This window comes from Holdemania massiliensis AP2 (genome assembly GCF_000327285.1).
Taxonomy (GTDB): domain Bacteria; phylum Bacillota_I; class Bacilli_A; order Erysipelotrichales; family Erysipelotrichaceae; genus Holdemania; species Holdemania massiliensis.
Genome location: NZ_HE998567.1, coordinates 1,423,993 through 1,450,225, shown reverse-complemented (window position 1 = coordinate 1,450,225; position 26,233 = coordinate 1,423,993). Strand labels below are relative to the sequence as shown.

General features: G+C 46.1%; 23 protein-coding genes. 19 read left to right on the top strand and 4 right to left on the bottom strand.

Features of this window, described 5'->3' with window-relative positions; genetic code table 11:
- The first annotated feature begins 64 nt into the window (after positions 1-64).
- The 7 genes from BN162_RS06825 (at position 65) to BN162_RS06795 (ending at position 6,404) form a co-directional block, all read left to right on the top strand.
- Entirely contained in the window at positions 65-1,192 is a 1,128-nt protein-coding gene (locus BN162_RS06825; protein WP_020224344.1) for an ABC transporter ATP-binding protein, read from the top strand.
- Positions 1,189-1,827: an ABC transporter permease gene (locus tag BN162_RS06820; RefSeq protein ID WP_020224343.1), complete on the top strand. Its 639-nt coding sequence runs from the start codon at positions 1,189-1,191 to the stop codon at positions 1,825-1,827. The genes BN162_RS06825 and BN162_RS06820 overlap by 4 nt, the downstream gene beginning before the upstream one ends.
- Positions 1,824-2,417, top strand: coding sequence for an ABC transporter permease (locus tag BN162_RS06815; protein ID WP_040451188.1), 594 nt, complete (start codon positions 1,824-1,826; stop codon positions 2,415-2,417). The genes BN162_RS06820 and BN162_RS06815 overlap by 4 nt, the downstream gene beginning before the upstream one ends.
- 22 nt (positions 2,418-2,439) lie before the next feature.
- Positions 2,440-3,345 (top strand): glycine betaine ABC transporter substrate-binding protein, encoded by a 906-nt coding sequence (locus tag BN162_RS06810; RefSeq protein WP_040451187.1) that lies wholly within the window; start codon positions 2,440-2,442, stop codon positions 3,343-3,345.
- Positions 3,346-3,742: 397 nt separating this feature from the next.
- Positions 3,743-4,771 carry a zinc-dependent alcohol dehydrogenase gene (locus tag BN162_RS06805; RefSeq protein ID WP_020224342.1) on the top strand — a complete coding sequence of 343 codons (1,029 nt, stop codon included), beginning with the start codon at positions 3,743-3,745 and terminating at the stop codon, positions 4,769-4,771.
- Positions 4,772-4,867: 96 nt separating this feature from the next.
- Positions 4,868-5,368: a D-glycero-alpha-D-manno-heptose-1,7-bisphosphate 7-phosphatase gene (locus tag BN162_RS06800; RefSeq protein ID WP_020224341.1), complete on the top strand. Its 501-nt coding sequence runs from the start codon at positions 4,868-4,870 to the stop codon at positions 5,366-5,368.
- Positions 5,349-6,404 (top strand): aminoglycoside phosphotransferase/kinase family protein, encoded by a 1,056-nt coding sequence (locus BN162_RS06795; RefSeq protein ID WP_020224340.1) that lies wholly within the window; start codon positions 5,349-5,351, stop codon positions 6,402-6,404. Before BN162_RS06800 ends, BN162_RS06795 begins: the two co-directional genes overlap by 20 nt.
- A gap of 327 nt (positions 6,405-6,731) precedes the next feature.
- Here the strand turns inward: BN162_RS06795 and BN162_RS06790 are convergent, their stop codons facing one another.
- Both BN162_RS06790 and BN162_RS06785 read right to left on the bottom strand, forming a co-directional pair.
- On the bottom strand, positions 6,732-7,223 hold the full coding sequence (locus BN162_RS06790; RefSeq protein ID WP_020224339.1) for an HD domain-containing protein: 492 nt from the start codon (positions 7,221-7,223) through the stop codon (positions 6,732-6,734).
- A gap of 72 nt (positions 7,224-7,295) precedes the next feature.
- On the bottom strand, positions 7,296-7,994 hold the full coding sequence (locus BN162_RS06785) for a response regulator transcription factor (protein ID WP_020224338.1): 699 nt from the start codon (positions 7,992-7,994) through the stop codon (positions 7,296-7,298).
- Positions 7,995-8,032: 38 nt separating this feature from the next.
- Here BN162_RS06785 and BN162_RS06780 point away from each other — a divergent pair, with 38 nt between their 5' ends.
- The 4 genes from BN162_RS06780 to BN162_RS06765 all read left to right on the top strand — a co-directional run bounded on the left by BN162_RS06780 (position 8,033) and on the right by BN162_RS06765 (position 13,505).
- A complete protein-coding gene (locus BN162_RS06780) occupies positions 8,033-9,886 on the top strand; it encodes a sensor histidine kinase (protein WP_020224337.1) in 1,854 nt (617 codons plus the stop codon).
- A 34-nt stretch (positions 9,887-9,920) separates the two neighbouring features.
- Positions 9,921-10,361 carry a hypothetical protein gene (locus BN162_RS06775; protein ID WP_020224336.1) on the top strand — a complete coding sequence of 147 codons (441 nt, stop codon included), beginning with the start codon at positions 9,921-9,923 and terminating at the stop codon, positions 10,359-10,361.
- Positions 10,362-11,177: 816 nt separating this feature from the next.
- Positions 11,178-12,449 (top strand): DNA polymerase IV, encoded by a 1,272-nt coding sequence (gene dinB, locus BN162_RS06770; RefSeq protein WP_020224335.1) that lies wholly within the window; start codon positions 11,178-11,180, stop codon positions 12,447-12,449.
- 144 nt (positions 12,450-12,593) lie between these two features.
- Positions 12,594-13,505 carry a nucleotidyltransferase family protein gene (locus tag BN162_RS06765; RefSeq protein ID WP_020224334.1) on the top strand — a complete coding sequence of 304 codons (912 nt, stop codon included), beginning with the start codon at positions 12,594-12,596 and terminating at the stop codon, positions 13,503-13,505.
- A gap of 105 nt (positions 13,506-13,610) precedes the next feature.
- On the opposite strand, the gene BN162_RS06760 is transcribed toward BN162_RS06765, so the two are convergent.
- Together BN162_RS06760 and BN162_RS06755 are read right to left on the bottom strand one after the other, a co-directional pair.
- The gene (locus tag BN162_RS06760) at positions 13,611-15,086 is read right to left on the bottom strand and encodes an FAD-dependent oxidoreductase (protein ID WP_020224333.1); all 1,476 of its coding nucleotides are present in this window, start codon (positions 15,084-15,086) and stop codon (positions 13,611-13,613) included.
- Positions 15,087-15,167: 81 nt separating this feature from the next.
- The gene (locus tag BN162_RS06755; protein WP_020224332.1) at positions 15,168-16,343 is read right to left on the bottom strand and encodes a TraB/GumN family protein; all 1,176 of its coding nucleotides are present in this window, start codon (positions 16,341-16,343) and stop codon (positions 15,168-15,170) included.
- 131 nt (positions 16,344-16,474) lie between these two features.
- On the opposite strand from BN162_RS06755, the gene BN162_RS06750 reads away from it, so the two are divergent.
- The 8 genes from BN162_RS06750 (at position 16,475) to BN162_RS06715 (ending at position 25,957) form a co-directional block, all read left to right on the top strand.
- Positions 16,475-17,182, top strand: coding sequence for a hypothetical protein (locus BN162_RS06750; protein ID WP_020224331.1), 708 nt, complete (start codon positions 16,475-16,477; stop codon positions 17,180-17,182).
- A gap of 213 nt (positions 17,183-17,395) precedes the next feature.
- Positions 17,396-18,958, top strand: a complete 1,563-nt coding sequence (cdaA, locus tag BN162_RS18320) for a diadenylate cyclase CdaA (RefSeq protein WP_020224330.1) — start codon at positions 17,396-17,398, stop codon at positions 18,956-18,958.
- Complete coding sequence (locus BN162_RS06740; RefSeq protein ID WP_020224329.1) at positions 18,948-20,369, top strand: CdaR family protein; 1,422 nt, start codon at positions 18,948-18,950, stop codon at positions 20,367-20,369. The genes cdaA and BN162_RS06740 overlap by 11 nt, the downstream gene beginning before the upstream one ends.
- Positions 20,369-21,703: a phosphoglucosamine mutase gene (gene glmM / locus BN162_RS06735; protein ID WP_020224328.1), complete on the top strand. Its 1,335-nt coding sequence runs from the start codon at positions 20,369-20,371 to the stop codon at positions 21,701-21,703. Before BN162_RS06740 ends, glmM begins: the two co-directional genes overlap by 1 nt.
- Before the next feature lie 202 nt (positions 21,704-21,905).
- On the top strand, positions 21,906-22,640 hold the full coding sequence (locus BN162_RS06730) for a class I SAM-dependent methyltransferase (protein WP_020224327.1): 735 nt from the start codon (positions 21,906-21,908) through the stop codon (positions 22,638-22,640).
- Positions 22,641-22,737: 97 nt separating this feature from the next.
- Entirely contained in the window at positions 22,738-23,397 is a 660-nt protein-coding gene (locus BN162_RS06725; RefSeq protein ID WP_039865455.1) for a response regulator transcription factor, read from the top strand.
- The gene (locus BN162_RS06720) at positions 23,398-24,819 is read left to right on the top strand and encodes a HAMP domain-containing sensor histidine kinase (RefSeq protein WP_020224325.1); all 1,422 of its coding nucleotides are present in this window, start codon (positions 23,398-23,400) and stop codon (positions 24,817-24,819) included.
- Positions 24,800-25,957, top strand: a complete 1,158-nt coding sequence (locus BN162_RS06715; RefSeq protein WP_020224324.1) for a hypothetical protein — start codon at positions 24,800-24,802, stop codon at positions 25,955-25,957. Before BN162_RS06720 ends, BN162_RS06715 begins: the two co-directional genes overlap by 20 nt.
- Positions 25,958-26,233 lie beyond the last annotated feature (276 nt).

Sequence of the window (26,233 nt, the reverse complement as noted above, 5' to 3'; positions counted from 1 at the left end):
AAGTGACAACTTTGTGTTATTATAGAGTTGTCACATGATGGCATTAAACTGAGGAGGGATAAAAATGATTGAAATAAAGAATATTGTAAAACAATATAATGGCGTACCGGTCATTAATAATTTAAATCTAACTGTCAATGATGGAGAATTTGTTGTTTTAATCGGCCCATCAGGCTGTGGAAAGACAACGACACTCAAAATGATTAATCGTTTAATTGAAGCGGATTCGGGAGATATCCTGATTAATGGAAAAAGTATTCATGAGCTAAATGGCGAAAAACTGCGGCGAAATATTGGTTATGTTATCCAACAGATTGGTTTGTTTCCGAATATGACAGTAGAAGAGAATATTTGTGTCGTACCGAAATTGTTAAAATGGTCTAAAGAAGAAATGAATCAGCGGACGCATGAGCTGCTTGAACTTGTACACATGCCTTATGAAGAGAACGCTAAAAAATATCCTAACGAACTCAGTGGCGGACAACAGCAGCGAGTCGGGGTTCTTCGTGCTTTAGCTGCAAAGCCTCCGGTGATCCTGATGGATGAACCCTTTGGCGCCTTAGATCCAATTACTCGTGATACGCTGCAGGATGAAGTAAAAGCGCTTCAAAAAAGTCTGGGAATTACAATTATATTTGTCACTCACGATATGGATGAAGCAATCAAGATGGGTGATCGAATCATCTTTATGGATAAAGGTGTAATTCAGCAAGATGCAGCTCCAGAAGAAATGCTTCGGCATCCAGCGAATGAAATTGTTCGGAACTTTATGGGCAAACACAGCGCAGCATACCGCAGTCAAGGTGAAGACATGACCTGTGAAAGCCTGATGAAAAAGCGAGTCTATATGACGACGGAAAATCGTAAGACTTTGGAATGTATTGAAATGATGAGTCATCGTGAAGTCGATTCGCTGGTTGTTACTGATGAAGCCCATCACTTTAAAGGCGTGGTCACGATTGATATGCTGAAAAGTGAAGGCGTAGCTGGTGAATCAGTAGGAAAAGTCATGCGTACTGATTATCCAACTGTTCATCTAAAAGATGAAGCCCGCAAAGCTTTCGACTGGCTGACCAAAACTAATCTGCCTTACGTCTTAGTGGTTGATGATGAGAATGTGGTGAAAGGCATTATCACCAAAACCAGCATGTCAAAAGCTTTGGCAAGTGTAGTTTGGGGTGATCAGGGATGATGGAATGGGCAAATCGATATGGTGCGGATTTGATTCAAGCCATTATCACACATCTCTATTATGTACTGGTTCCGGTAATTCTGGGGTTTGTGATCGCCGTAATACTTGGCGTATTATTAAGCCGGGTGCCAAAGATTTCTGGTTATATTTTGCCAGTTTTGTCCGTTTTCCAGACGATTCCTGGTATTGTCTTCGTAGGCATCCTGTTTCTTTATGTCGGAATGGTTCCTGCCACGGTCTTGATTGCGTTGACAATCTACGCGGTTTTCCCGATCCTGAAAAATACGTATGTCGGCCTTCTGAATGTGGATGAAAAGATAAAAGAGGCGGCTCGCGGATGTGGTATGTCGCCCCTGCAGATTCTGATTAAAATTGAATTGCCGCTGGCGATGCCGAATATTTTCGTGGGTCTTCGGTTATCCACAATATATACAGTCAGCTGGGCGGTCTTGGCAGCAATGATCGGACTGGGCGGCCTTGGCGATTTTATTTACCGTGGTGTAGGCACCAATAACAATCAGCTGATTCTGACTGGAGCCATTCCTGCAGCAATACTGGCGCTCACATTGGGAGCGTTGGTGGATTGGATTCAGAAAATGCTGACACCAAGAGGGTTAGGAGGGAAGCGCGGATGAGTGTAAATGTTATTCTTGAACATCTCAGCGTCGTAGTGGCTGCGATCTGCCTGACCCTGCTGATCGGTCTGCCATTTGGAATCTTTGCCTACTTCAATAAGACGTTTAAAGTCTTCATCTTTAAGGTCACAGATGTGCTGCAGACCATCCCATCGCTGGCTTTGCTGGGAATCATTATGATTTTCTTGGGCGGCAATAAGCTTACGGTTATTGTAGGATTGTTCCTCTATTCCCTGCTTCCGGTTGTCCGCAATACCTATACGGGTTTGTCTGGGATTGATCCAGCGGTCAAGGAAGCGGCCAAAGGGATGGGGATGAGCAAGATGTATCAGCTCATTCATGTTGAACTGCCGATTGCCTTTCCAGTTATTTTTACCGGGATCCGCATCGCTGTGATCAATCAGATCAGTGCCGCAGTCTTTGGTACATTCGTCGGCGGCGGGGGTTTGGGAACGGTAATTTATCGCGGTATGGCTAATATGAATATGAAATTAATCCTGTTTGGAACCGGATCCTTGATGGTCATGGCAGTTTTCTTTGACACGCTGATGGGATTTATTGAAAAACGGCTTTATGCAAGAACAAGATAGAAAATAGAAAGAAGGGAAGAAAATGAAAAAAGGATTAACACTGCTTCTGACACTCTGCCTGCTGCTGATTCCAGGCTGCAGCTCTAAAAAAGAAAATGTGATCAAGATTGTAGATGGCCGGGTGACAGAACAAAAGCTGGTTCATCGTATGATTAAGATGCTGGTTGAAGACCGTACGGATTTAACCGTGAGCATCGGAGAAGAAATGACGGCAGTCAATGCTTACAATGAACTGAAAAAGGATGTTTATGATGTGTATATGAGCTATGATGGTACTGTTCTGACGACTCTGCTACACCGGGATCCATCCGAGGTGCCGGACGGAATGACGTTATTTGATTATACTAATCAGTTGTTTGAAGAACAGGATGGCTTGGTGATGATCAATAAGCTGGGCTTGGATAATACGTATGCGGTTGCGGTACCGAAAGAAATCCAGGCACAATACAACTTAAAAACGGTAACGGATCTAGCGGCTGTTGCGCCGGAGCTGGTATTCAGCGCTGAACATGAATTCTTCGGCGATGAAGGAACTATGAAATTTGAGCCGTTTACTGCTTTCTACGGGTTAAACTTTAAGAGTACGCGGCCTGTTGACCTGAGTTTGAAATACTCGACAATGGAAAGCGGCAATGCTGATGTCACAGTTGCCTATGCTACAGACGGCCGAAATAAAAAGGTTCAGCTGCAGATTTTGGAAGATGATCAGCATTTCTTCCCGGAATACAATGGTGTTATTGTGGTCCAGGATGATTTGTTTGAGCGTGTAAAGGACATCGCGCCGGATCTGGAAGCGACCTTGCATCTGTTGGACAATATCTTTACCAATGAATCGATGACGGATCTGAGTTATCAGGTAGATATTGAAGAAAAGAAACTGGATGATGTTGCTCGTCAGTTCCTGGTTGATCAGGGGTTGTTGAAATAACAGATTGAAAATACAATCAGATCTTAAAACATCTTGAGATGGATCTTCTGATATAAATTGAAGCCAAAATCAAATACACCAATAAAAAAGACATAGGGTTGCCAAGCTTCGTTAAAAGAGGCTGGCAGTCCTGTGCTTTTCTTGTTTAGGGAAGGAGTTAAACAAAAAGACAGCCAGCATTCCTACGATGCTGTTTTCCGGAAAATGACAGCGAGTGAATTAGAAAATGAGCATTGACAGAAGGGGAAGAAGTCATTTTTATTTGTTTTTTGTTTTCGATAATGATCGGGTTTCTGGATAATGTATAACTAAAAAGCAGTCATCGACATTCTGTGCCAGTTTCCCAGGTGGCTATGGTATAATAATTCTAGAAAGTGAAAGAATGGAGGGAGTTTTAATGCAGAGAAAATCAATCGTCCTTACCGGTAAGGCTCAGGCAGAGTGTCAGTGTGAGGAATTCCAGTTCGATGCCGCGGAATTGAAAGCCAACGAAGCAATCATCGAAACATCCATGTCCTTAATCAGCGCCGGAACAGAATTATCACGGGTTTATGCAATTAAGCAAGGCTTCAGTTATCCAGTTTATCCTGGATATTCTGCAATTGGCACCATTTTAGCAAAGGGGCAGGGTTTAACCCATCTGAATGTCGGGGACCGCGTCTTCTATTCAGGTCCGCATGCGTCGATCAATCGCTTCTCTCATGTGGGAACTACGCAGGGAGATAAAATCATGAAGATCGATAATCGGTTAAGCGATAAGCAGGCCTGTTTAATCCCTTTGGGATTGATCGCCATGAATGTCATCACCGCTTGCGATGGCAAACTGACGGATACGGCGGCGGTTTATGGCTTGGGAACGATTGGCATCTTAACCGCATTGCTGCTGAAGCAGTCCGGCTTCCGTGTTTTGGCTTTGGATCCGGTTGCTTCAAGATGTGAGGAAGCGCGGGCTTTAGGACTGGAAGAAGTATTTAGCTGTTCACCACAGGAACAGGTGGAAAAAGTAAAACAATTAACCCAAGGCCGCGGCAGTGATATCAGTGTGGATGCCAGCGGAATTTCACCTGCCGTTGTCAACGCGATCTTGGGCACAGCGAAACATGGACAAGTCATTTTGTTAGGATCTCCGCGGGCTTCCTATTCATGCGATATAACGCCGGTGCTCAATGCGATTCACATGAAAATGCTGAATGTCAAAGGGGCGTTCAATGAGCTTAATCCATTCCCGGTTACGGATGGTCTGCGGCGAAATGTGCTGCGGGACTTCGAAACTGTCGAAAGATTAATATTAAATGATGTTTTTGATGCTGAAAAACTGATCAGTCATGTGATTAAACCGGGTCAGATTATGGAGGCCTATCATGGCTTGATGTATAAGAAAGAAGATTGGCATTGTGTTGTGATTGATTGGAAAGAAGCGGATTGATGAGTTCTTTATATTAAGATTTTAAATAGGACTCAAAACGAACTAAAGAGATCGGAAAAGCGAAAGCGAAAATTGAAACGAAAGAGGAAGAATTGGATGAAAACAGCGTTTTTGGATCGGGATGGGACGATCAATCGGGATTATCCGGATTCACAGTGGTCAGGAAAGACAGTACCAGAGATGATCCCTGGGGCAGTTGAAGGTCTGCGGTTTCTGCAGAAGCAAGGCTATGCCTTGATCATGATCACCAATCAATATGTCATCGGGGAAGGGTATATCACCCTTGAAGAATATCAGAATTTCACTGATTCTTTGATTCATCGTTTAGCTGAGAATGGTATTCAGCTGTTGGATATCTTCTATTGTCCGCATCGCCGGGATGCCGGTTGTGGCTGTTGTAAGCCAAAACCTGGCATGATTGAGCAAGCCTTGGAAAAATATCCGGAAATGGATTTAACGCAGGCGATATTGATCGGCGATTCAGCCGGAGATCGAATACTGGCTCAATCTTTGGACATTCCGTTTTATGAAATTGCGGAGGAAGGCCGACATCCGCAGAAGAACTGGAGAAGTGTTTGTGAAGCCGTCAGAGAATAAGCTGGATCAAATTCTCGAGGAAAAGCTTGCGGTATGGCTGAGAGCCTTTTCTATTCTGGAGTTGCCAGTGAAAACAGAAATGCTTTTAAAAGTCGATGAGGATCATTTATCGTTGTGGCGCCGGAAGCGAATTCTGCGGTTATTCTGGACTGAAGGAAAAACAGGCATTTTGAAAGTTACACAGGAAAAAGGGGTAACCGCGATGCAGGTGGAACAGCGCTGCCAGTTTTGTGAAGCTCTGCGGAAAAGTGGGATTCGTACTGTTCGTCAGGCCAAAACCATACAAGGCTTTTGTCTTGAGGATGAGGGCTGCTGCATTACGCTGGAAGAAGATGTAGGCTCACCCTTTTCTCAAATCAGCGTGGATTTGGCAAAAAAGGCAGGCCGACTGATGGCCGAAATGCACAATACGGCAGAGGCTCTGCAGCTGCATTTACCAGAAATGACAATCTTTGATGTGATGGGACATAATGAAGTGACGGCTTTGCCCTGCTTTGAAATGTGGGTTCAGGAAGGCCGGCTGGATTCCTGGAAAGAGATCGTTCAAAAAATACGGCGTCAAAGAATACGCAGAGAAGCCGATCTGGATTTACTTTGGGATAGCCTGCCGCATTTTGGCTGTCAGGGGGATCTGTCATTAGGAAATCTCGGCTGCACAGCTGATGGAGATCTGATTATTTTTGATTATAACATTGCCGGTGAAGCGGTGCTGGTCTCGGATATGATAACGGAAGGTCTGTTGATCTGCAGGCAGTACAATGCTCAGGATCACGCGTCCGCAGAGGCTTGCTTTGAAAGTTTTGTACAAGCTTATTGTGCCCTTCGTCCGCTGTCTGAAAGTGAGCGGCATGCTGCGGATATTCTTTATTCGCTGACTTCGGCATTCTGGTTTACCTGGATTGCTTATCGTGAGGATTCGTTGGAAAAAGCGCTGGAGCGAAAGGATGCCGCTGCTGTTCAAAAACATCTTGAACGGATCTTCACCGATCTTACTTCGTCTTCCATTTCATCCTTATTGAATTGCTCTGCAGCATAGATAGGTATAACATCAAAAAGATCATATCCAGTTTGTCTGGGGGTGATCTTTTTACAGTGAATTTATTCTGTGAAGCAGGAAGAACGGGATAATCGAAAATTACAAATGAGCGTGATTGAACAGCAGTCAGGAATATTGGATCGGTATGAGTTATTTTCAGACTCCTTGAATGATCTCCTTGCAAAGCTGAGAAGAAAGTCAAAAAAATGTCTGTAATTTTAACCGGCTTCCCAATCTGAACCGATTAAAAAACAGACTTTTTTATAAATAAAGTTGAATGTTGGTGAAAACCAATGCCTTTTTTAAAGAACCGCTTTCTTAGAGCAATCATTCACCTTCCTGCAGCTGCTGCCAGAATGGAAAGGTCAATCCCAATTCATTTTCCAACGCATGCAGGCGCGGAATTTCTCGCCGAATCACCATTTTATAATTGAAGACATGATCCAGCACGTCGGCATCTTTCAATACCTCATCCAGCGGTGTCCCGATTTGTTCCTTATCACTGTGATGCTGAATGGCCAGGGCAATTTGTTCCTGCTGATCATTGCTGCCCAGCTCTAATTCATTCAGAATCCGCAAGGCAAGAACAGCACCTTTGCGCGCATGATCGTTATGATCTCCCGTGAGATAGTCAGAGATATCATGAAGCAGACCCGCCAGTTCTGCCATCTCGCTGTCAACACCTCGTTTCATCGCTAACAATGCAGCGAAATGAGCGGTACCTAACAAATGGGTATATACTCTTTTCCGTCGTTGAAATAACAGCGGATCCTCAATGGCTGATTCCATCCACTGCTGAAGTTTTTCTGACTTATCCATCGGATTGATTCCTCACTTTCTTTCTGTTTTCTGTGCCATCGGACTGAGAAATGCGTTTACCCGCCAAAGTCTCTATGAATTATCGTCCGTAAAACAATACCCCTTTCCCCACACGCTTTGCAAAAGCTGAGGATCTGCAGGATCTTTCTCAATCTTTTTGCGCAGATTGTGAATATGGACAACTACCGTCCGATGATCGCCATAACTCGATTTTCCCCAGATGTGATTATAGAGCTCGCTGGCCTTGTAACAATGTCCGGTATGCTGCATCAAAAAGGCCAGGATCTTGAATTCCATCGGGACTAATGAATACTGCGTTCCATCCGTCTTGGTCAGAACATGGGTCTGAGCATTAAGCGTAAAGGATGAGCAATGCAGTTCGTTGACCGTTTTCTTCTGCTGCCGATCGTTTCGCCAGCGGCGCAGGTTGGCTTGAATCCGAGCCTGCAGAATCGCATTGTCAAACGGCTTAACGATGTAATCATCCCCGCCCTGCTGTAAAGCTGATATAATAGTGTTATTGTCATCCAGACAGCTGATGAACAGGATCGGGCAGTCATGCCATTGCCGCAGCTGAGCGCACAGATCAATCCCGCTCTGATCCGGAAGACCGACATCCAGCAGAATGATATCGAAAGCATCCCGTGCTAAAAACAAGGCTTCTTCAGCACTGGCGGCACTGACGACTTCGTATAGATTATCCTGACTGAGATAATAACGGATGATGCGGGCGATTTCTTTATCGTCCTCAACGAGCAATATACGATCCATAATGATCACCTGAATTTATTATAAAGGAGCGATGCCGGATGTTCAAACGATTTAGGGTACTTCTGTTATTTTTCACCTTACTGCTGCTTCCGCTGGGACTTTTTCTGCGAATCAATCACAGTACGGCAGCCTTAATGAATCAGGATGAAATTCCGATGTCCATTAAAACGCAACCGATGCGGCTGATCAGTGAGATGAGTACGGATCAGCAGCGATGCTTGATCACACTGCAGGCTCCTGCAGAAAGCCCGCCGCTGACCTTGATTCTGGATAATGCCGGCCCCGTTCAGGTCTGGGTTAACGATCAGCGTATTTATCAATCCTTTAGTCAGGATTCTTATCAGCGGATTCAGTTTGTTGAGCTGCCGGAAAGTACAGGAATAATAACTGTTTCTTTAGCCCCCAGCGAACTGCAGAAAAACGATGCGGTATCCACAGTTCAGCCTTACTCCCCGCCGGGGATGTTATTGGCTGGGGAGCAGGCAGCGCGTTCTGCTTCGCATATAGCCTTTGGGATCACGATGTTTTATGCCGGTTTTTATATACTGCTGTTATTATCCTCATTGACATTGTTCCAAAAGAAAAAAGAAGAAAGCTACCTGTTGTTGCTGGCGGCGGCTTCTTGTGTTTCCCTGTTGCGGGTATTGGTGCTGTCTGCCTTTCCGCTGTTTCCGCTCAGCTATAATTTTTGTTCAGTAATCATGCCGGCGATCTTTTTGCTGACAACATTGTGCCAGCTATTAATCATCATGATGTTACTGAAACCGGCAATTCCTTCTGGATTACAGCGTTGGCTGACACCGCGGAAGATCGCATTGATCACGGGAATTTTGATGATTTTGCAGTATCTGATACCCCAGGGAATAGAAATGTTAATTCGTATCTTAGCAGTGATTCCAATTTTGGTTTTGTTTCTGCGCTCCGATCAGCGAAAACTTCCGGGAACTTTTCCCTTACTCTGCGGTTATGCGCTTTGGGAAAGTATTTTGGTGTTTTACTATTTGATCTATCAGCGTGGAGCGATGCAGGCAGGGGAGTTGATGATCATCTACATGCTTCCGCAGTTCGGTTTTCTCTTCTTTATGATGATGGCGGCCTTGGTTATCAATCGTAAATTTGCAGCGAAGTTTGTTGAATCCGAGTCGTTGAATCGAGAGCTGGAACAGCTGAATGCCAATCTAGATCATCTGGTGGAAGAACGGACGCAGCAGCTGCAACGGGAACAGGCTCAAAAGCAGCAGATGATCATGCAGGTACTGCATGATGTACGATCACCGATTTTTGTGCTAAAGGGCTGCATGCAGCAGATGGAAGCCAAAGATGACGCACAGAGAAGAAATCTTACGACGATGCGGCAACGTTTAGAGATGCTGGAAGGCTTGAGCGACGATTTATTTCTCAGCGTTAAACTGGAAAACCATGAACTGGCTTTTGTTTTTGATGAGGTATGTTTGAATGAACTTTTAATCCATTTGGCTGAGGCGCATCAAATCAGTGCTCAGCAGAAGCAAATCCAGATGAACCTGATTGTACCGGCGCAACCGATTTGGGTATGGGCGGACGACCTGCGGCTGCAGCGAGTCTTTGATAATTTGCTGCGCAATGCGATCGCTCATACTCCTGAACAGGGAACGATTGGACTGGAATGCACAATCAATCAGGATCAGGCAGAAATTCGGGTTTGCGATACTGGTGAGGGAATCCAGCAAGAAGAACTTCCGCATCTGTTTGATGCCTTTTATACGGGAAATCGTTCCCAAGGCAGCGGTTTAGGCTTAGCCATTGCCCGGGAAATTGTCGAAGCGCATCGAGGAACGATTGAAGTCGAAGCGACGAGCAAGGCTGGCACGGTGTTTTTGGTGCGGCTAAAGATGCTGAATGTTCCTTCCTAATCTATGATAAAATAAGGTTATAAGGAGGGATTTAATGATGAAATCAGCAAAATTTACTCCGGTCAGCGATAGCAATAAGCAAATACTTGGCCTTTTAATTAAAATCGAACGCGAGAGCCAGGGTTTGTCACAAAAAGAATGTATTCAAGATCCAAGTCAGGGACAAATTTGTTCTGTATCAACTCTTCATCGGTTGGAAGCCGGGCAAATTATAAGAGATGATGTGATTTATCATGAATTAATTCATCGTCTGGGATATTCATTTCAGGAAAATACAGCATTAGACCATGTCTTGCCTGACTTGAATCAACAATGCATACATTATTTTGAAACTTTAAATTTGAATGAAGCAGAAATGATTTTAGATCGTGTTCATGCTTTATTTAAAACATCTTCCTTTTATTATGATCAATTAAAACAATGCTACTTGGATTTAATTGAGGTTAGCTTAAATAAAAAAGCTATCAAACAGTAAATATAAATGGTATCAAAAAGTGAGAAGCCTTGTTCCAAGCCCTTTAAATGTTTTATTACTGCATCTCTGCTTCTGCCATTCGATGAATTATATGCATGATTTATAAGTAAATATAACTTAAAAAGCACAATGAAAAATTTAGGTGTTTATATTAACATTATACTCATTCCAGAACTAAAAAAGAGAAAAATCCAATAAGAATTAATGTGTTTAAGAAATAATGGAAATTGATATTAAAAAACTCTAATGAACATTATAGACCATCTCATGAATTTGTGCGCGAATTTGAATGATTATTTTAAAATTTGTGTTATAAACATAGTTTTCTGTTTCATTCTTTCTAAATCATTCTTTTTGTTGAGTAACTGATATAATACAATTGTAAAACAAAAGGGGGATAATCCAATGATTAAAAAATCTTGATCTTATTTCTTCTTGCATTCTTTTTATCCTCGCTGAATTTCAATAATGGTGAAAATTGAAAAGTTGCGGCTTGTTAATGAAACAACGTGTCATTGCTCTAACCCTTATTTGCTCGTTGACCTCTTTCTTCTTAGTATAATGAATGCTGGTAATGTTCCTTTATGTGTGCTAGCGGGCATGATTTTGTATGAATTAAAGAAAATGAATTCTAAAGATAAATAAAAACATCTTTCAAGATGGATAATCCCGGAAATGACTTCCATTTCACCGGGATTTTCTTTTGTTTCACGAATCGCCAGAAACTGGAAAGCGTGACATAACATTCACCAGGAAGAATGTCAAGAACGTAACTTGAATATTATTCTTGTAAAATTCAAGACAGAGGTGATAGATATGGAACGGGCGATTGTCCACAGTGATATTAACCATTGTTATGCGCAAATCGAAGAAATGCTGAATCCTGAGCTGAAAAAGCAGCCGATGGCCGTCGGCGGCAGTCAGGAAGAACGGCATGGAATCATTCTTGCAAAGAATCTGCATGCCAAGAAATACAAAATTCAAACAGGTGAAACTTTGGATGAAGCACGGATGAAATGTCCCCAGCTGCTTATTCTGCCGCCGGATTACCATCGCTATCAGCAGATTACCGATCAGGTTAAAGCGATTTACCGACAATATACGGATCGGGTTGAAGAGTATGGACTGGATGAAGCCTGGCTGGATCTAACAGATTCGCAGCGTCTGTTTGGCCCCGCACAAGAGATCGCGCAGACGATCCAGCAGCGCGTCTATACTGAACTAGGATTAACGATCTCGATCGGATTATCGTTTAATAAAATTTTTGCCAAGATGGCTTCAGATTTTGTGAAGCCCAGCGGATTTGTGACCGTGAACCGGACAAATTTTCAGGAAAAAATCTATCCGTTATCGGTGCGGGAATTATTTTATGTCGGAGCCGCAACCCAGAAAAAGCTGCAGGCATGGGGAATTCTGACGATCGGTGATCTGGCGGCTCAGGACCGGCAGTTTATGCGCCGTCATTTCGGCAAAGTGGGGGAAATGCTGCATTGGTTTGCGCTGGGCGAGGATATCAGCGAAGTCGCTTTGAGCAGCGAGGCGATTCCAGTGAAATCGGTCGGCAACAGTGTTACGGCAGTTCATGATCTGCATACCCATGAAGAAGCGGTGCTGGTATTAAGAGTGTTGGCGGAATCGGTGGCTTCGCGTCTAAGGGATCAGGGTCTAAAAGGCAAAGGCATAGCGCTGGGGCTGCGGGATATCCATCTCTATCGCTGGACTCGGCAGCATCAGCGTTCCCGACCGACGCAGCTGGCGGAAGAAATTCTGCAGGAAGCCCAAATCCTTTTGCGTCAAGCCTGGCAGAACGCGCTGCCGCTGCGCAGTATCGGGATCAGCGTGTTTGATCTAAGTTCAGATCAGACTGGGGAACAGTTGGATTTGTTCGTTGACGAACAACAGCGTCAGTCATTGCTGCAGCTGGAAAAGACCGTCGATGGAATTCGCCGCCGATTCGGCTTTGAGAAAATCCAGCGCTGCAGCTTGCTGCTGGATAAACCACTGACCCATTTCAATCCCAAACAAGATCAGACAATTCACCCGATTGGCTTTCTTAAGGGGCCGATTCAAAGCGGGAGTCGGCGCTGAAATATAAGTCTTGACTCTTTTTAAAACGAAGGGGGTTGATCTGGCCGTAAGGGATTTCAAGCCTGTGCCAAATCGGTGTCTCAAACAGTGAAAAGCATGATATAATGAAACCAACGAAAGATAAAAAAGGAGATTAGAAATAAGATGAAAAAACCAGTTTTAGTCATTCTGGCTGCCGGTATGGGCAGCCGCTACGGCGGACTGAAGCAGATTGATGCGGTTGGCAGCAATGGCGAGCCGATCATTGACTTCTCGATTTACGATGCTCATGAAGCCGGCTTCGACAAGGTCGTGCTGATCATCCGTAAGGAACACGAGGAAGCTTTCCGTAAAAATCTGACTGATAAAGTGTCCAAGCATATGGAAGTGGAATTTGCTTATCAGGATCTGGCGGATGTCCCTGCAGGGATTACGGTTCCGGAAGGCCGCGAGAAGCCTTGGGGAACGACGCATGCGTTACTGGCCTGCCGTAATCTGGATGCTCCGTTTGCGATCATCAATGCCGATGATTACTATGGCAAGGACGCTTTCCGCGTAATTTATAATTTTCTGTCCAACGAAGTGAAGGACGGCGAATATGGAATGGTCGGCTATGTGCTGGAAAATACCCTGACCGATCATGGCACGGTTTCCCGCGCTATCTGTGAACGGGATGAACACGGCTTCTTGCAGAAGATCGTGGAATGTCCGAAGATTGCGAAGGACGGCGATCATGCGAAGCTGACTCAGGATGATGGAAAGACTTGGGAACCGATTGAAAAAGGCGCGGTGGTCTCGATGAATTTCTGGGGTTTTACGCCAAAAATCTTTGCTCAGTGCGAACCCATTTTTGAAGAATTTATCCGCAAGGGCATCGTTGAAAATCCGATGAAGTGCGAGCATGTCATTCCGACAGCGATCGGTACGCTGCTGGAGCGCAAGGCCTGTACGGTAAAGGTGCTGACATCCAATGATCGCTGGTTCGGTGTTACTTATAAAGAAGATAAGCCGTATGTTATGCAGTGTTTGAAAGAATACAAAGATCAGGGACTGTACCCCTTTGATTTGTGGAAATAAGGACACTGAGTTAAAATTAAAACAGAAGAAGGACAGAGCTGAAGTTTCTTTAGCATCTGTCCTTTTTGCATAGGAATCAAAGGAGTCAAGAATAGGGAACGATTGTTATTTCAGATTCGGATGCAGGCTGTTGATTCCCGGATAATGCTGCAGCGAAACATTGGAGGGGGAGTAAAGACTGCGGCCGTCCAGCGTGAAGCGGGAACCATGGCAGGGACAGTCCCAGGTTTGATCTGCGGGATTGTAATGCAGCGGACATCCCATGTGCGGACAGGTCAGATCCACCATGAACTGTAGTCCCTGTTCAGGAATGACGACGCCGTAACGGCGGCCACGCAGGCGCACGATGCTTCCGGTACGGAGCGGTTCGCCGTCGGGACTGACAGAGAATCGGTCTTTGAAAAACGCTTCGGTTAGTGTTCCTGCATTGCCTAAGGTATACAGACTGAACAAATCTCCCTTGCGCCGGGCCCGCAGATAATCAGGAATGACATAGGCGGCATCCTGCAGCTGGGTGCTGATCATCTCAGCGGCAGCCATAGCCCAGGTATAACCCCATTTGGAATAACCCGCCGCAACCCAGAAATGATCCTGAATCTGACCGATAAACGGCAGGTGGTGGCGCGGAATTAAATCTTGGGCTGTCCAGCATGCCAGCGGCTGATGAACATTCAACGTTTTGGCGGTTTGTAAAAGCTGGGCGTAAGGATCTTTGGGATAATGATGTATTCCGATGGCCGGACCGGCTAGAAGCAAAGCCGGTTCGTTTTCTTTCTGCGCAAACCGCAGCGACAAGGCTTCATTGGGATCGACGGTATTGAGAAGCAAGCCGTTCAACGCCGGATCGCAGCGGAAAGCGGCAACCGCTTCACGCTGGTAGTGAAACCGCGCCGCATACAGCTGCAGCCGGTCAAAGGCCGGAAATTGGGTGGTTAAAATCAAATCTTGAAATCGCAAAACATAGCTGCCGTCGCTGATCAGGCAATGGTCCTGAATTTCAATGATTGGAGATTCTTCATAAAGCGTCACTTTATCCTGTAAGGCTTCCAGCAATCCCTTTTGAAACAGCCAGGGATCGAGCAAAGCCTGTTGGGCTAAGACCACTTCATCCTGCTGCTTAAAGGGAAGATCCCATGCCGGCGGATTTGCCAGCTGTGCGCCAATTGCATTCAACGCGGCTTTTTCCTGCTTCAGGATCGCGGTCCCTTCCTCACTCTGGGCTGCCAGAACAGCACTTGTCCGCTGCCAGCCGCACTGAATATCCGCAGCCTGAATCAGCTGTTCGTATTGATCGACAGCCCGTCGATTGATCTCAAACACCGACTGCGCTAATTCTGAAGGCAGCGTATGATAAAAAGCACCGTGCAGCGCGCTGACCTTGCCGGTGTTGCGTACGGAGTTGTTTTCCAGAAAACGCCGTTTTTCAACGACGGTAACATGCCTGCCGCTGTCTTTCAGCAGCCAGGCGCATAACAAGCCGGTTAACCCGCCGCCGACAATCGCAATGTCCGTTTCCTGATCTTCATTCAGCTGTGCTGCTTCCCATTGCGGGCGCTGTTTCTGCCAGTATGATTTCTGCATATTCTGTCACCTCTGAGCATTTCTATTCTTTCTTAGTATGGACTTTCGTATTCCGCTTCAAACATAGAAAAAAACCGCATCTTATCTGAATACGGTTTCTAAGAAAGTTTTGATAATGTCCGTGCCGCCGATGAAGGTGCCCAATGAACTGAAAACATTAGCAAGGATCACGACTAACAGAATCCGTGTTACCCGATTTTTCCACATGCCTTTTACCGAATTGACATCCTCGGTCAGATTTTCAAAGTCCCTGACCTTGGGTTTTCGCACTGATGCTTCGACTAAGCCTGCGAACCAGCCGGCTGCTAATAACGGATTGAGCGAGGTGATCGGAGCGGCGATGAAAGCCGTGAGAATCGAGAGCACATGACCGCCGGCCAAGAGCGTGCCGAGGGCGGATAATGTTCCGTTCCACAGAATCCAACTCTGAATTTGTTCCCAGCCTGCGCTGTGCGAATTCAGAAAAGTAGCCACAATCACAACGATGATCGCAATCGGAATGCCCCAGCCGATCACTTTCCCCCAAATCGATTTGGGGGGTAACGAATCCAGTTCCTTCAGATCCGCCAGATTTCCGCTTTCGATCTGCGCCGCGACACCCGGAACATGAGCGGCTCCCAGCACAGCGACAATTTTGGGCCCCTGAGCCTGGGCAATTTTGGCGGCGAGATATTGATCCCGTTCATGGATCAGTACTTCAGCCACAACCGGGAAGCTGTCGCCGACTTCTTTCAGCGCGCTTTCCAGCATATCACTTTGCTTGAGCTGTTCCAGGTCCGCTTCGGTAATATCCTCATCATCAAACAAGGAGAAGATGATGCTGGTCAGCAGTTTGCATTTCTGCCAGAAGCTGTGTTTGCGCCAGATCCGCGAAAATGTCGTTTGAATTCGCCGGTCTGCCAGAACCAGCTCAGCGTTTAATTCTTTGGCGCTTTGGATGCCCTGCAGCATTTCCGCTCCCGCGCTGATATCCATTTTTTTGGCAATTTTCTTCTGGTACGAGCTTAGAATAATATTAGCGAGCAGAAATCCTGTTTTTTTCTGCTTAATGACCTGTACGATATCGGTTTGTTCCCATTGTCCGGGATGCAGCAGCGACTGGTAGCGATCTTCATCCAGTTCGATGCAGATGCTGTCAGGATGAATTTCCTCCAGTGCTTCCTTGACTTCCTGAGCGCTGACTTTGGAAACATGCGCAGTGCCGATCAAGGTGATTTCTTTTCCCTGCGTCCGCAGAGTTGTCCATTGTTTATCCATCAAACTAACCTCATTTCCTGTTTATTGTACCGCAACCGACATGGTTTTTCCATCTTTTGAAATTCAAACTGCAGTTTGAGGATAAAAAGAACGCTGACGAGCATACTTCTGGATAGAAAGGAGCCGTATTTATGAAACCAACATCACGAATATTCAATGTTCTTCTGGCCCTGTGCTGGGTGATGATCGTCATAACCGGTTCGCTTGCGCTGGGGGCTTATTGGAGCCGCCGTCCCGATCCCGCTGCTTTGCCGGCTCCCAGTGCCGCGCCTGCGGCTTCGCTGCCGCCGGAATTGTCCGGTATTTTGCCGGAGGGCGAGCTGTTGATCAGTCAGCTGACGCAGATTGCCAAGGGTCAGTTTACGGCTCAGGGAACACAGCAGCTGCAGGTGAATTTAACCGGGCAGCAGCTCAGCGAACTGTTGAGTGCCGCGGTGGGAGATTGGCTTTCCAATCCTAAGCTTACGCTGGAAAACGGCAACGAAGCGGTGCTGGAGGTGACCGTCAATGATCCCCAAGCGCTGGTTCAGCTGTTTCCCAAACTCAAGGAATACGGCGGACTGCTGAATCTGGCGAAAGGCTGCCGTGTTGCGGTGGAGGCCAAGCTGGCCGCTCAGCAGGATGAAATCACTGTGGATCTGCAGCGGATCAGCCTGGCGGGCGTCGATCTGCCTTCGGCTTTGATTCAATCTACGAATACCGCTGTGAATAAAAATTTAAAAAGTATATTAGATAAGATGGAGGGGTTACAGATCAGTGTGTTCAGTCTTGACGATGAAGCTCTGCGCTTTGAAGGCACCGTTCCGCAAACCCTGCTGCTGCAAAATAAGCAGCCATGATGACACAGACCCCGGGTGGATCTGTGTTTTTCTTTGGAGCTTGACGATTGTCACAGGATCAACTTCAAAAACAAAGAATCGGCAGGAAATTTGCAGACCGCGGAATCAGACTGTTGAAAACAGATGAAACAAGCGCGTGGGGTTTCAGGCAATTTCAGTTTTCAAGGCTTTTAGAACTGTGCTATAATAATTCAATGAAAGGAGGATTCACCAATGGTTAATTATTACACTACCATTCAGTCGATCCTAAACTACACCCGGATGTTTTTTGACATCCTGATCATGTGGCTGCTACTTTATTACACAATAAAAATCGTTCGGAATAATTCACGAACGATTCAGATATTTAAGGGAATTGTCCTGATTCTCATCATTAAAGCCATTGCCAATGTCTTTGGGCTCAATACTGTCGGCTGGATTGCCGATATGTTTGTTTCGTGGGGATTTATCGCCGTCATTATCATCTTCCAGCCGGAAATCCGATCCTTATTGGAAAAGCTGGGGAAATCCAATGTTTTCTCACGGATTTCCACGCTTTCTGGAAACGAGAAGGAGCATTTGGTAGATGAATTAGTGAAAGCCGTGATGATTTTGTCAAAGGATCAGACCGGCGCTCTGATCTCTCTGGAACAATCTCATTCGCTGAATGATTATGTCAAAACGGGAACGCCGATGAATTCCATGGTTACCGCAGAACTTTTGACTTCGATTTTCGTTACATCGACGCCGCTGCATGACGGCGCAGTCATCATTCAGGGTGACCGCCTGGCCTGTGCGAGCGCCTATTTCCCGCCGACCAATCAGGAACTGCCGTCGCGTTACGGCGCACGTCACCGGGCAGCGATCGGCATCAGTGAAATTACGGACTCAGTAACGATTGTTGTTTCTGAAGAAACCGGGAATATTTCGATTGCGGAAGGCGGACAAATCACAACCGTCTCGAAGAAGGAACTGCGCGATTATCTGCTGCGTGTTGTCTGCAATGAGGAAACGGTGGTTCGTGAAAAAGCACCGAAGAAGGAAACTCGAAAATCTTATTTTGTTATCGATGAACCGCAGCTGGTTGTAGAGAAAGAAATTGAAACAAAGAAGAATGAAAAAGGCCTGCTGAACAAGATTGCGGTCAAGAAGCAGGACGGTACAGAAACCGCTGAAGTTCAGAAAAAACCTGCGGACCATAAAGGCAATCTGTTTACCGGAATCTTTAATAAAAAGAAGGACGCCGAAACTCCGGATCGGCTGAGCGAGCTTGAAAAAGAAGAAGAAAATATCAAGCTGCCGAAAAAGAAAAAGAAGAAAGCGCCGTCTTCTTCGATGTTTGAGGAACCAGAAATTTTAGAGCAGCAGATCGCTGCTCAGGAAGCAGAAAAGCAGGCGCAGGCCGAGGCCGTCACTGAGAAAGCAGAGGAGCGGGTTCAGCCGGCAGTAACCGAAGTTCTCGAAATTAAAACGGCTTCAAGCGAAGAAGAAACGAAGACCAAGAAGAAAACGGCGCGGGCCAAGAAGCCAAAGGAAACGGAAGATCCTGCCGAAACTAAGGCTAAGCGCACTAAGAAGAAGTCGGAAGAAGAAAAGATGACTACTGAAAATGAAAATACGGAAGCCGCTGTGAAAACCGATGCGGCCTCCGCCGACATCACTGCAGAAAATCAAAATCATTCCCCGATTGATGATGTCAAGCTGGAATTTAGCGCTTCCGAGGAAGTCAGTGAACACTCCCTGGAAGAAGCGGTGAACTCCGCCGATCAGGAAGGAAGTGACAAGCATGAAGAATAACGATCCTAGACAGAATCCGCAGATGAAGGATTCCGAGTCCAAGCTGGAGCTGGCAAACAAAATCGCCCGCCAAAGCAAAAAAGTTGTAAAGACTTACGCTACGATTGAAGACGGATTGTTTAAAGGTGTACGCTGGTTAAGTTCCTGGATTGATCGGATCCTGTTTAATCCGCGGTATGGCAAAGTCGTTTCTCTGGCCTTGGCTGTGCTGCTGTATCTGACTGTCAATTACACCGACACCAGCTTATCCAACAACATCCAGAGTGTCCATGAGATCCCATCTGTTCCGGTCACCATCAATTACAATTCCGATATGTTTGAAATTTCCGGTCTGCCCAGCGAAGCTGCGGCCTATGTCATGGGTGAAATGTCGGATGTCCAGTTAGTCCGGACACAGAAAAATTACAGCGTTGTCGCCGATCTTTCGGGTCTGACCGAAGGAACCTATCAGGTGAAGCTGCAGCCAAAGGATTTTTCCGAACGGGTCAATGTAAAACTAGAACCGTCTACGGCTTTGGTTACGATCAAGAAAAAAGTCACGACACAGTTTGATCTGAGTTATGATTTTATCAATACCGACAAGCTTGACAACATTTACATCCTGGGAGATCCGCAGTTTGAAGCGACCAAGGTTAATGTTCGTGCGGCTTCTGATACGCTTGACAGCATCGCGTTTGTAAAAGCGCTGATCGATGTTTCCGGCAAAACCGCTGATTTTGAACAGGATGCTGTATTGGTCGCTTACGATCAGACAGGAACGCCGGTCAAAGCGGATATCATTCCAAGCACGGTAAAGGTCAATGTCAAAGTTACTTCGCCAAGCAAGGATGTACCTGTTGCGGTGGAACTGCAGGGTGAGATTCCGGACGGCAAGGCGATTGAGGAGATCATTTTCGATCATTCCTCCGTTAAAATTTATGCGCAGCAGTCTGTACTGGATAAGCTTGATAAGGTTTCAGTTCAGCTGGATGCGACGAAGCTAACCTCCGATACCAAGATGTATCAGACGATCACACTGCCGACGGGTGTTCGCCAGATCAATCCAGCACGCGTCAATATGGATATCAAGCTGGGCGATGCCGTATCCAAAACCATCGACAACGTTGCGATCAATGCCATCAACAATACTAAACGTTACAACGTTCAGACCAAAGATGATCAGATTGCGGTCAGCGTTACCGTTTATGGAACGCAGGCCAATGTTGATAAAATCACCGCCAGCGACATTTATGTATATTTTGATATGAAGGATCTGCAGCCAGGGGAACAGGAAGTGACATTACAGGTCAATCAGGATACTGGAACCTATGTGAAGTACACCCTGCAGCAGGCATCCTTGACCGTCAACGTTACGGATCCAAGCAATTCTGCAGCGTCAGACGATAATGACAGTGATGGAGGGACGAATTAATGGGACGTTATTTTGGAACTGACGGCATTCGCGGCAAAGCCAATGAAACATTGGATGTGCAGCGTGCCTTCCAGGTCGGACGGTATTTGGGATATTATTTCTCCAAAACCGGAAAAGGCCGGATTCTGGTCGGCAAGGACACGCGTTTATCTTCCGGGATGTTTGAAAATGCGATAGCGGCCGGAGCTTCCGCCAGCGGTGCGGATGTGTATTTGTTGGGAACCTGCCCGACACCCAGCGTGGCCTATTTGGTAAAACGTGAACAATTCAGCTGCGGCGTGATGATCTCCGCCAGCCACAATCCGTACTATGACAACGGAATCAAGGTTTTTTCGCAGGCAGGGATTAAGCTATCGGCAGAGATCGAGGGATTGATTGAGGACTATATCGACGGCTTGACGGAAATTCCGCTGGTCAGCGGCGATAAGATTGGTCAGATCGTGCGTTATGACGAAGGGCTGGAGCATTATTTGGACTGGATAGAATCCCTGTTTGACTTCCGTCTTGAATCGTTCCATCTGGCTTTGGATCTGGCCAACGGCTCGGCAACCACAACCGCGGAGAAGCTGCTGCGGCGCATGGGCGCCCACTGCACAGTCATTCACAGCGAACCCAACGGCATTAACATCAACACGCAATGCGGATCCACGCATCCGGGTTCATTGCAGGAACTGATGAAAAGCGGAATCTTCGATTTAGGCTTGGCGTTTGACGGCGATGCTGATCGTCTGATCGCGGTGGATCCGAATGGTGAGCTGATCGACGGCGACTATGTGCTGTATATCTGCGGCAAGTATTTGAAGGAAGCCGGGCATCTGCGCGGCAATACCGTAGTCAGCACTGTGATGGCCAATTTGGGATTCTTTAAAGCCATGGAACAGCTTGGCATTGCAACCGAATCCACACAGGTGGGGGATAAATACGTCTACGAATGTATGGTGAAGAAGGATTACATGCTGGGCGGCGAACAGTCCGGACACATTATCTTTAAGGAACATGCGACGACGGGGGATGGCTTGCTGACGGCGTTGAAGCTGTTGGAAGTTATGCATAAAACCGGCAAGGGGATTGTGGAGCTCAAGGATGGCCTGAAAATTTATCCGCAGCTGCTGATCAACGTACCGGTGAAAGATAAGGAAGCGGCGATGCAGGCTGATCCGATTGTGAAAGAAGTTGCGGCAATCAATGAAGAGCTGCAGGGCAACGGACGGATTCTTGTTCGTCCATCCGGAACTGAACCGCTGGTTCGTGTGATGGTTGAAGCCGAAAGCGATGAGCTGTGTCACCACTATGTTTACCGTGTTGTCGATCTGATTGAACAATCCGGTTTGTGATCGAAGAAAAAAAGATGAGAAGGAATGCTGCTGCGCGGTGTTCCTTTTTCTTAAAAAACATAGTTCATAATGCTCTTGATACTGTCTTGACCAAGAAGATCTAATGCAAAAAAACATCGCTTTTCAGGAATGATCGGGATAAAATAAAGAAGGATTAAAGCAGCGTTAAATTCGCTGACAGGAAAGGAAAGAAGGATAAATTATGAAAGAGAATCGCTATGATGATCAGGATTTTTTTGAAAAATACAGTCATATGAGCAGATCGGAGAAAGGCTTGGCAGGGGCTGGCGAATGGCCAGTGCTGCAGGCTATGCTTCCGGATTTCACAAATAAACAGGTTCTGGATCTGGGCTGCGGTTATGGCTGGCATTGCCGATATGCGATGGAAAACGGCGCGGTTTCAGTCTTGGGAATGGATCTTTCAGAGAAGATGCTGGATCAAGCCCGCACGATCAATCAGCTGGAAGGAATTGAATATCAGCAGGGAGCGCTTGAAGACTATGCTTATCCAAGCGAAAGTTTTGACGTGGTTCTGAGCTCGCTGACGCTGCATTATATTGAAAATCTGGGTGCCTTGTTTCAACAGATTGCGAAAACCCTGCGGCCAGGCGGAGAATTCATCTTTTCGATGGAACATCCGATTTTTACAGCTGAAGGCAGTCAGCAATGGCTTGATCAAACTTCCGATCCAGATCCAGTATGGCCGGTTACGCGTTACTTTCTTGATGGAAGACGGGATTCAATTTTCTTAGGGGCGCCAGTTGTGAAATATCATCATTCCTTGACGACGATCGTACAGGCGCTGATCCACAATGGCTTTGAGCTGGAGGATATCCAAGAGCCGCAGCCAACGGCGGAATTGATCCGCGAAGTACCGAAAATGGAAGAAGAACGGCATCGTCCGATGATGATTATTTTTAAAGCGAAGAAACGGTAAAGACCGGCTTCGTTTTCTTTTTATTCCGATCCCGTTTCGGGTTTCATGGATTTCCAGGGTTAAATTTGATACAATGGAAACGTGGGGTGAGATGCAAGTGAAGAAAGTAATAGCGATTGTGGAAGATGAAAAAGATCTCAATGAACTGGTCAAGCGATACTTGGAAAAGGAAGGCTACGAAGTCCGTTCTTATTTGACCTATGAGGAAGCTTCTGCCCATACCTCGGACGATGATGTTCATTGTTGGATTCTGGATATTATGCTTGATGATAAAAGCGGCTTTGATCTGATTGAAGAAATTCGAATGCAGTCTCCGGAAGTGCCGGTGGTTTTCATGTCGGCGCGGGATAAGGAGTTCGACCGCATCATCGGTTTGGAAAAAGGCAGTGATGATTACATTACTAAGCCCTTCTCACCGAAAGAGCTTGTATTGCGGATCAATAACATTATGAAGCGAACCTATAAGGAAGATGCGAATCGGATTGTCGTTGATGGTTATGAAATTGATGAAGCTCAACGGCTCGTCTTTGAAAAAGGCCGCGAACTGGATTTGACAACGAAAGAGTTCGATTTGTTAATGCTGTTTGTTAAGAATAAGGGAACCGCGTTTTTACGTGAACAGATACTTGAACAGGTTTGGGATGTCAATTATTTTGGTTCCGATCGGGTCGTGGATGATACGCTGCGGCGGCTGCGGAAAAAGATGCCGAATTTGAGTATCCATACGATTTATGGGTTCGGATATCGGCTGGGATAAATGAAACGATTACGTATCTGGCTCAAAGAGCTGTCGCTGTCCCAGCAGCTGCTGACGCTGATCTTCCTGGTCGTCACTGTCTTCACCGTGTTTTTCTTTGTTTATTTGTCAGAAAATGTGAATGAATTTGTAGAAAAGCAAATGTACAGTATGCTGCATCGGGCACAGAACAATATTGCTTTCAACTATTCGATGAATATGGATATTGAGGAAATTGCCGAGAATACAGATCCCAGCATTATTCACCTGTTTTACGATAAGGAAACACGGCAGTTTTCCAAAATTGGCACGACATCGCTGGATCCGCAGCTGATTTCCCATCTGCTGGAAGAAGGGGATGGATTGGCTCAGGAGGTTGCTGATCGAGCCTATGTGCAGGATCGCAAGACGTATTTTTATTCGCTGGCACGATTGGATTCGCACACGATCTTAATTTCGTTAATGAGCGACAGTTATCGCAGTGATTTTAAAAATATGCTGCTGAACAGTGTCATCAATCTCAATGTGCTGGTTGTTTCCCTGTTGTTTGTCTGCCTGATGCTGTGGATCAGCTCGCTGATCCATCCGCTGAATCAAATCCGTAATTACATTGAGAAGGTCAGCCGCGGTGAGGAAGCCGAGCTGCATATCGAACGGCGGGATGAAATCGGACAGGTGGCGCAGGCCCTGGTCGCGATGAAAGAGGAGCTGGATAAGCAGGAAAAGATTAAGGAAGAAATGATTCAGAATATCTCGCATGATCTGAAAACCCCGATCGCAACGATTAAATCCTATGGCGAAAGCATCAAGGATGGAATCTATCCGTATGAAACGCTGGAGAAGAGCGTAGATGTGATCATTGAACACGCCGATCGTCTGGAAAAGAAAGTGTACAGCTTGATCATGCTGAACAAACTGGGCTATCTGACGGATGATGGGATGGCAGGGGATACGCTGGATATGAGCGCTGTGATCAATAAAGCGATTCTTTCCTTAAAAGTGATCCGGCCCGAGCTGGAAATTTCAACTCAGCTGGAAAAGATTTATTTCCATGGCGAAGAGGATCCATGGCGGGTCGTTGTTGAAAATCTGCTGGATAACTCCATTCGTTATGCTACGCATGAAATTGTAATCACATTGAATGAAAAAGAACTGACCGTGGCGAATGACGGACCGCTTATGAGTGAAGAACGTTTAAGCAAACTGTTTAAACCGTATGAAAAAGGCACGGATGGGAAATTCGGGCTCGGATTGTCAATTGTCTACCGCGTCTGCACAACGTATGGTTATCGGGCGGAAGCTGAAAATCTTAATAATGGCGTTATTTTCAGGATTTCCCGGCCGGGCGGCCTGAAACGGGAAAAGCCGCGTAAGCTGGAAGGGAAACTGAAAGGGAAAAAGGAAAAAATCAGGGAGGAAAAGAATGAAAATTCAAACAGTTAAACTCAACATCAATCCCCGTGAACCGATACGGGCGGCGGGCTTTGCGCAGCAGGTTCAGCCCTTGGACACTGTGCGTGATCCGCTGTATGCGCGGATCCTCGTGCTGGAACAAAACGGCAGCCGTTATGTGCATATCGCTTTGGATTCCCTGCAGGCACCAATCACCTTAGTCAAGGATGTTCGCGAGCGTTTGGAACAAGCCTGGGGCCTTCCGACGGTTGTCATCATCAGCGGGACGCATACCCATTTTGCGCCGGACATGCGGGTAGAAAGCTATCGCCATCAGGTGCGGGATCAGGTGTGTGAAGCCTTAATTCCGCTGACCCTGCGTGAAGCTGAGCTGACGTGCAGCTATGTGGCTGAACCGTTTATCCGAATTGGCCAAAGCCGCATCAGTCATTGGACAACGGATCAAATTTTTGCGCATGCACTGTGTTTTTATGAAAATGAAAAACGAATTGCTTCTCTGTTGATTTATAACTGTCATCCTACATCACTGAATGGGGATACACCCTTTTTCACTTCAGAATACCCAGGCTATGCCATGCGGCAGCTGGATGCGCAGTATCCGGATGAATTCTTTTCGTTTCTGCAGTCAGCGGCAGGCGACGTCAGTACCCGGTTTACCCGTAAGGAACAAACACCGGCACAGATGGAACAATTCGGTTTTTGGATGGCCGAAGAATTTGATCGTCTGTTAAATAAACCAGTACCTTTGTTTCCAGTCGAGTTGGGTTACAGTGAACGCCTTGTTAAGCTGAATCATGAGCTGAAAGATCCCTCGGAGCTTGTGATCCCTGAGTATTACAGTGAGCGGGAACGCATCACGCTGCAATATGGGATAGAACGAAGCCGCGAAAACCTGGCTCATCCGGAAAAACTGCGTCATGAAACGACGTTTACAGCCTGGAAAATTGGCCCTTTCCGTTTGATTTTCAGTGAATTTGAACTGTTCAGCGAATACAATACCGCCACAATTCCAGGCCGCAGTGCTCTGATCTGTTATTCGCAGGGATACAGTCATTACGTTGCAGGGCCTTCCTTTGATGGAATGACTTATGAATCGCTGCAGGATACCTTAAGCGCTGATAACCGGCTGGAATTTTTGAATGTCATTCAGGAATTGTCACAGGCCTAATCAATCCGCCATGTTGGACAGATTGGCAGATCAAGCTGAAATCAATTTCGCTGCACAGTCTGAGAAAGCCTGAGAATGGATTTCGGAAGCAATATGAAAAATGCTGAATGATCAAAAAAAGGATTGCCAATTTCTGCAGAAACTCCAATCCTTTCTCGCTTCTTTAACGTCAGTAAATAAGCTGACGTTTTTTTTTGTCACTATGATGTCATTTCAATAATCAATCTAAGAATGAAGGATCCCTTTTTATCGGAAAATGGATCTGATTGAAATCTT

Bases quoted from the DNA above. Each gene is read 5' to 3' on its own strand.
- BN162_RS06820 (WP_020224343.1), top strand. From the start codon at position 1,189: ATGATGGAATGGGCAAATCGATATGGTGCGGATTTGATTCAAGCCATT.
- BN162_RS06780 (WP_020224337.1), top strand. From the start codon at position 8,033: ATGTTCAAACGATTTAGGGTACTTCTGTTATTTTTCACCTTACTGCTG.
- BN162_RS06765 (WP_020224334.1), top strand. From the start codon at position 12,594: ATGAAAAAACCAGTTTTAGTCATTCTGGCTGCCGGTATGGGCAGCCGC.
- BN162_RS06740 (WP_020224329.1), top strand. From the start codon at position 18,948: ATGAAGAATAACGATCCTAGACAGAATCCGCAGATGAAGGATTCCGAG.
- dinB (WP_020224335.1), top strand. From the start codon at position 11,178: ATGGAACGGGCGATTGTCCACAGTGATATTAACCATTGTTATGCGCAA.
- BN162_RS06805 (WP_020224342.1), top strand. From the start codon at position 3,743: ATGCAGAGAAAATCAATCGTCCTTACCGGTAAGGCTCAGGCAGAGTGT.
- BN162_RS06755 (WP_020224332.1), bottom strand. From the start codon at position 16,343: ATGGATAAACAATGGACAACTCTGCGGACGCAGGGAAAAGAAATCACC.
- BN162_RS06810 (WP_040451187.1), top strand. From the start codon at position 2,440: ATGAAAAAAGGATTAACACTGCTTCTGACACTCTGCCTGCTGCTGATT.
- BN162_RS06815 (WP_040451188.1), top strand. From the start codon at position 1,824: ATGAGTGTAAATGTTATTCTTGAACATCTCAGCGTCGTAGTGGCTGCG.
- BN162_RS06750 (WP_020224331.1), top strand. From the start codon at position 16,475: ATGAAACCAACATCACGAATATTCAATGTTCTTCTGGCCCTGTGCTGG.
- cdaA (WP_020224330.1), top strand. From the start codon at position 17,396: ATGGTTAATTATTACACTACCATTCAGTCGATCCTAAACTACACCCGG.
- BN162_RS06715 (WP_020224324.1), top strand. From the start codon at position 24,800: ATGAAAATTCAAACAGTTAAACTCAACATCAATCCCCGTGAACCGATA.
- BN162_RS06775 (WP_020224336.1), top strand. From the start codon at position 9,921: ATGATGAAATCAGCAAAATTTACTCCGGTCAGCGATAGCAATAAGCAA.
- BN162_RS06790 (WP_020224339.1), bottom strand. From the start codon at position 7,223: ATGGATAAGTCAGAAAAACTTCAGCAGTGGATGGAATCAGCCATTGAG.
- BN162_RS06785 (WP_020224338.1), bottom strand. From the start codon at position 7,994: ATGGATCGTATATTGCTCGTTGAGGACGATAAAGAAATCGCCCGCATC.
- BN162_RS06720 (WP_020224325.1), top strand. From the start codon at position 23,398: ATGAAACGATTACGTATCTGGCTCAAAGAGCTGTCGCTGTCCCAGCAG.
- BN162_RS06825 (WP_020224344.1), top strand. From the start codon at position 65: ATGATTGAAATAAAGAATATTGTAAAACAATATAATGGCGTACCGGTC.
- glmM (WP_020224328.1), top strand. From the start codon at position 20,369: ATGGGACGTTATTTTGGAACTGACGGCATTCGCGGCAAAGCCAATGAA.
- BN162_RS06730 (WP_020224327.1), top strand. From the start codon at position 21,906: ATGAAAGAGAATCGCTATGATGATCAGGATTTTTTTGAAAAATACAGT.
- BN162_RS06800 (WP_020224341.1), top strand. From the start codon at position 4,868: ATGAAAACAGCGTTTTTGGATCGGGATGGGACGATCAATCGGGATTAT.
- BN162_RS06760 (WP_020224333.1), bottom strand. From the start codon at position 15,086: ATGCAGAAATCATACTGGCAGAAACAGCGCCCGCAATGGGAAGCAGCA.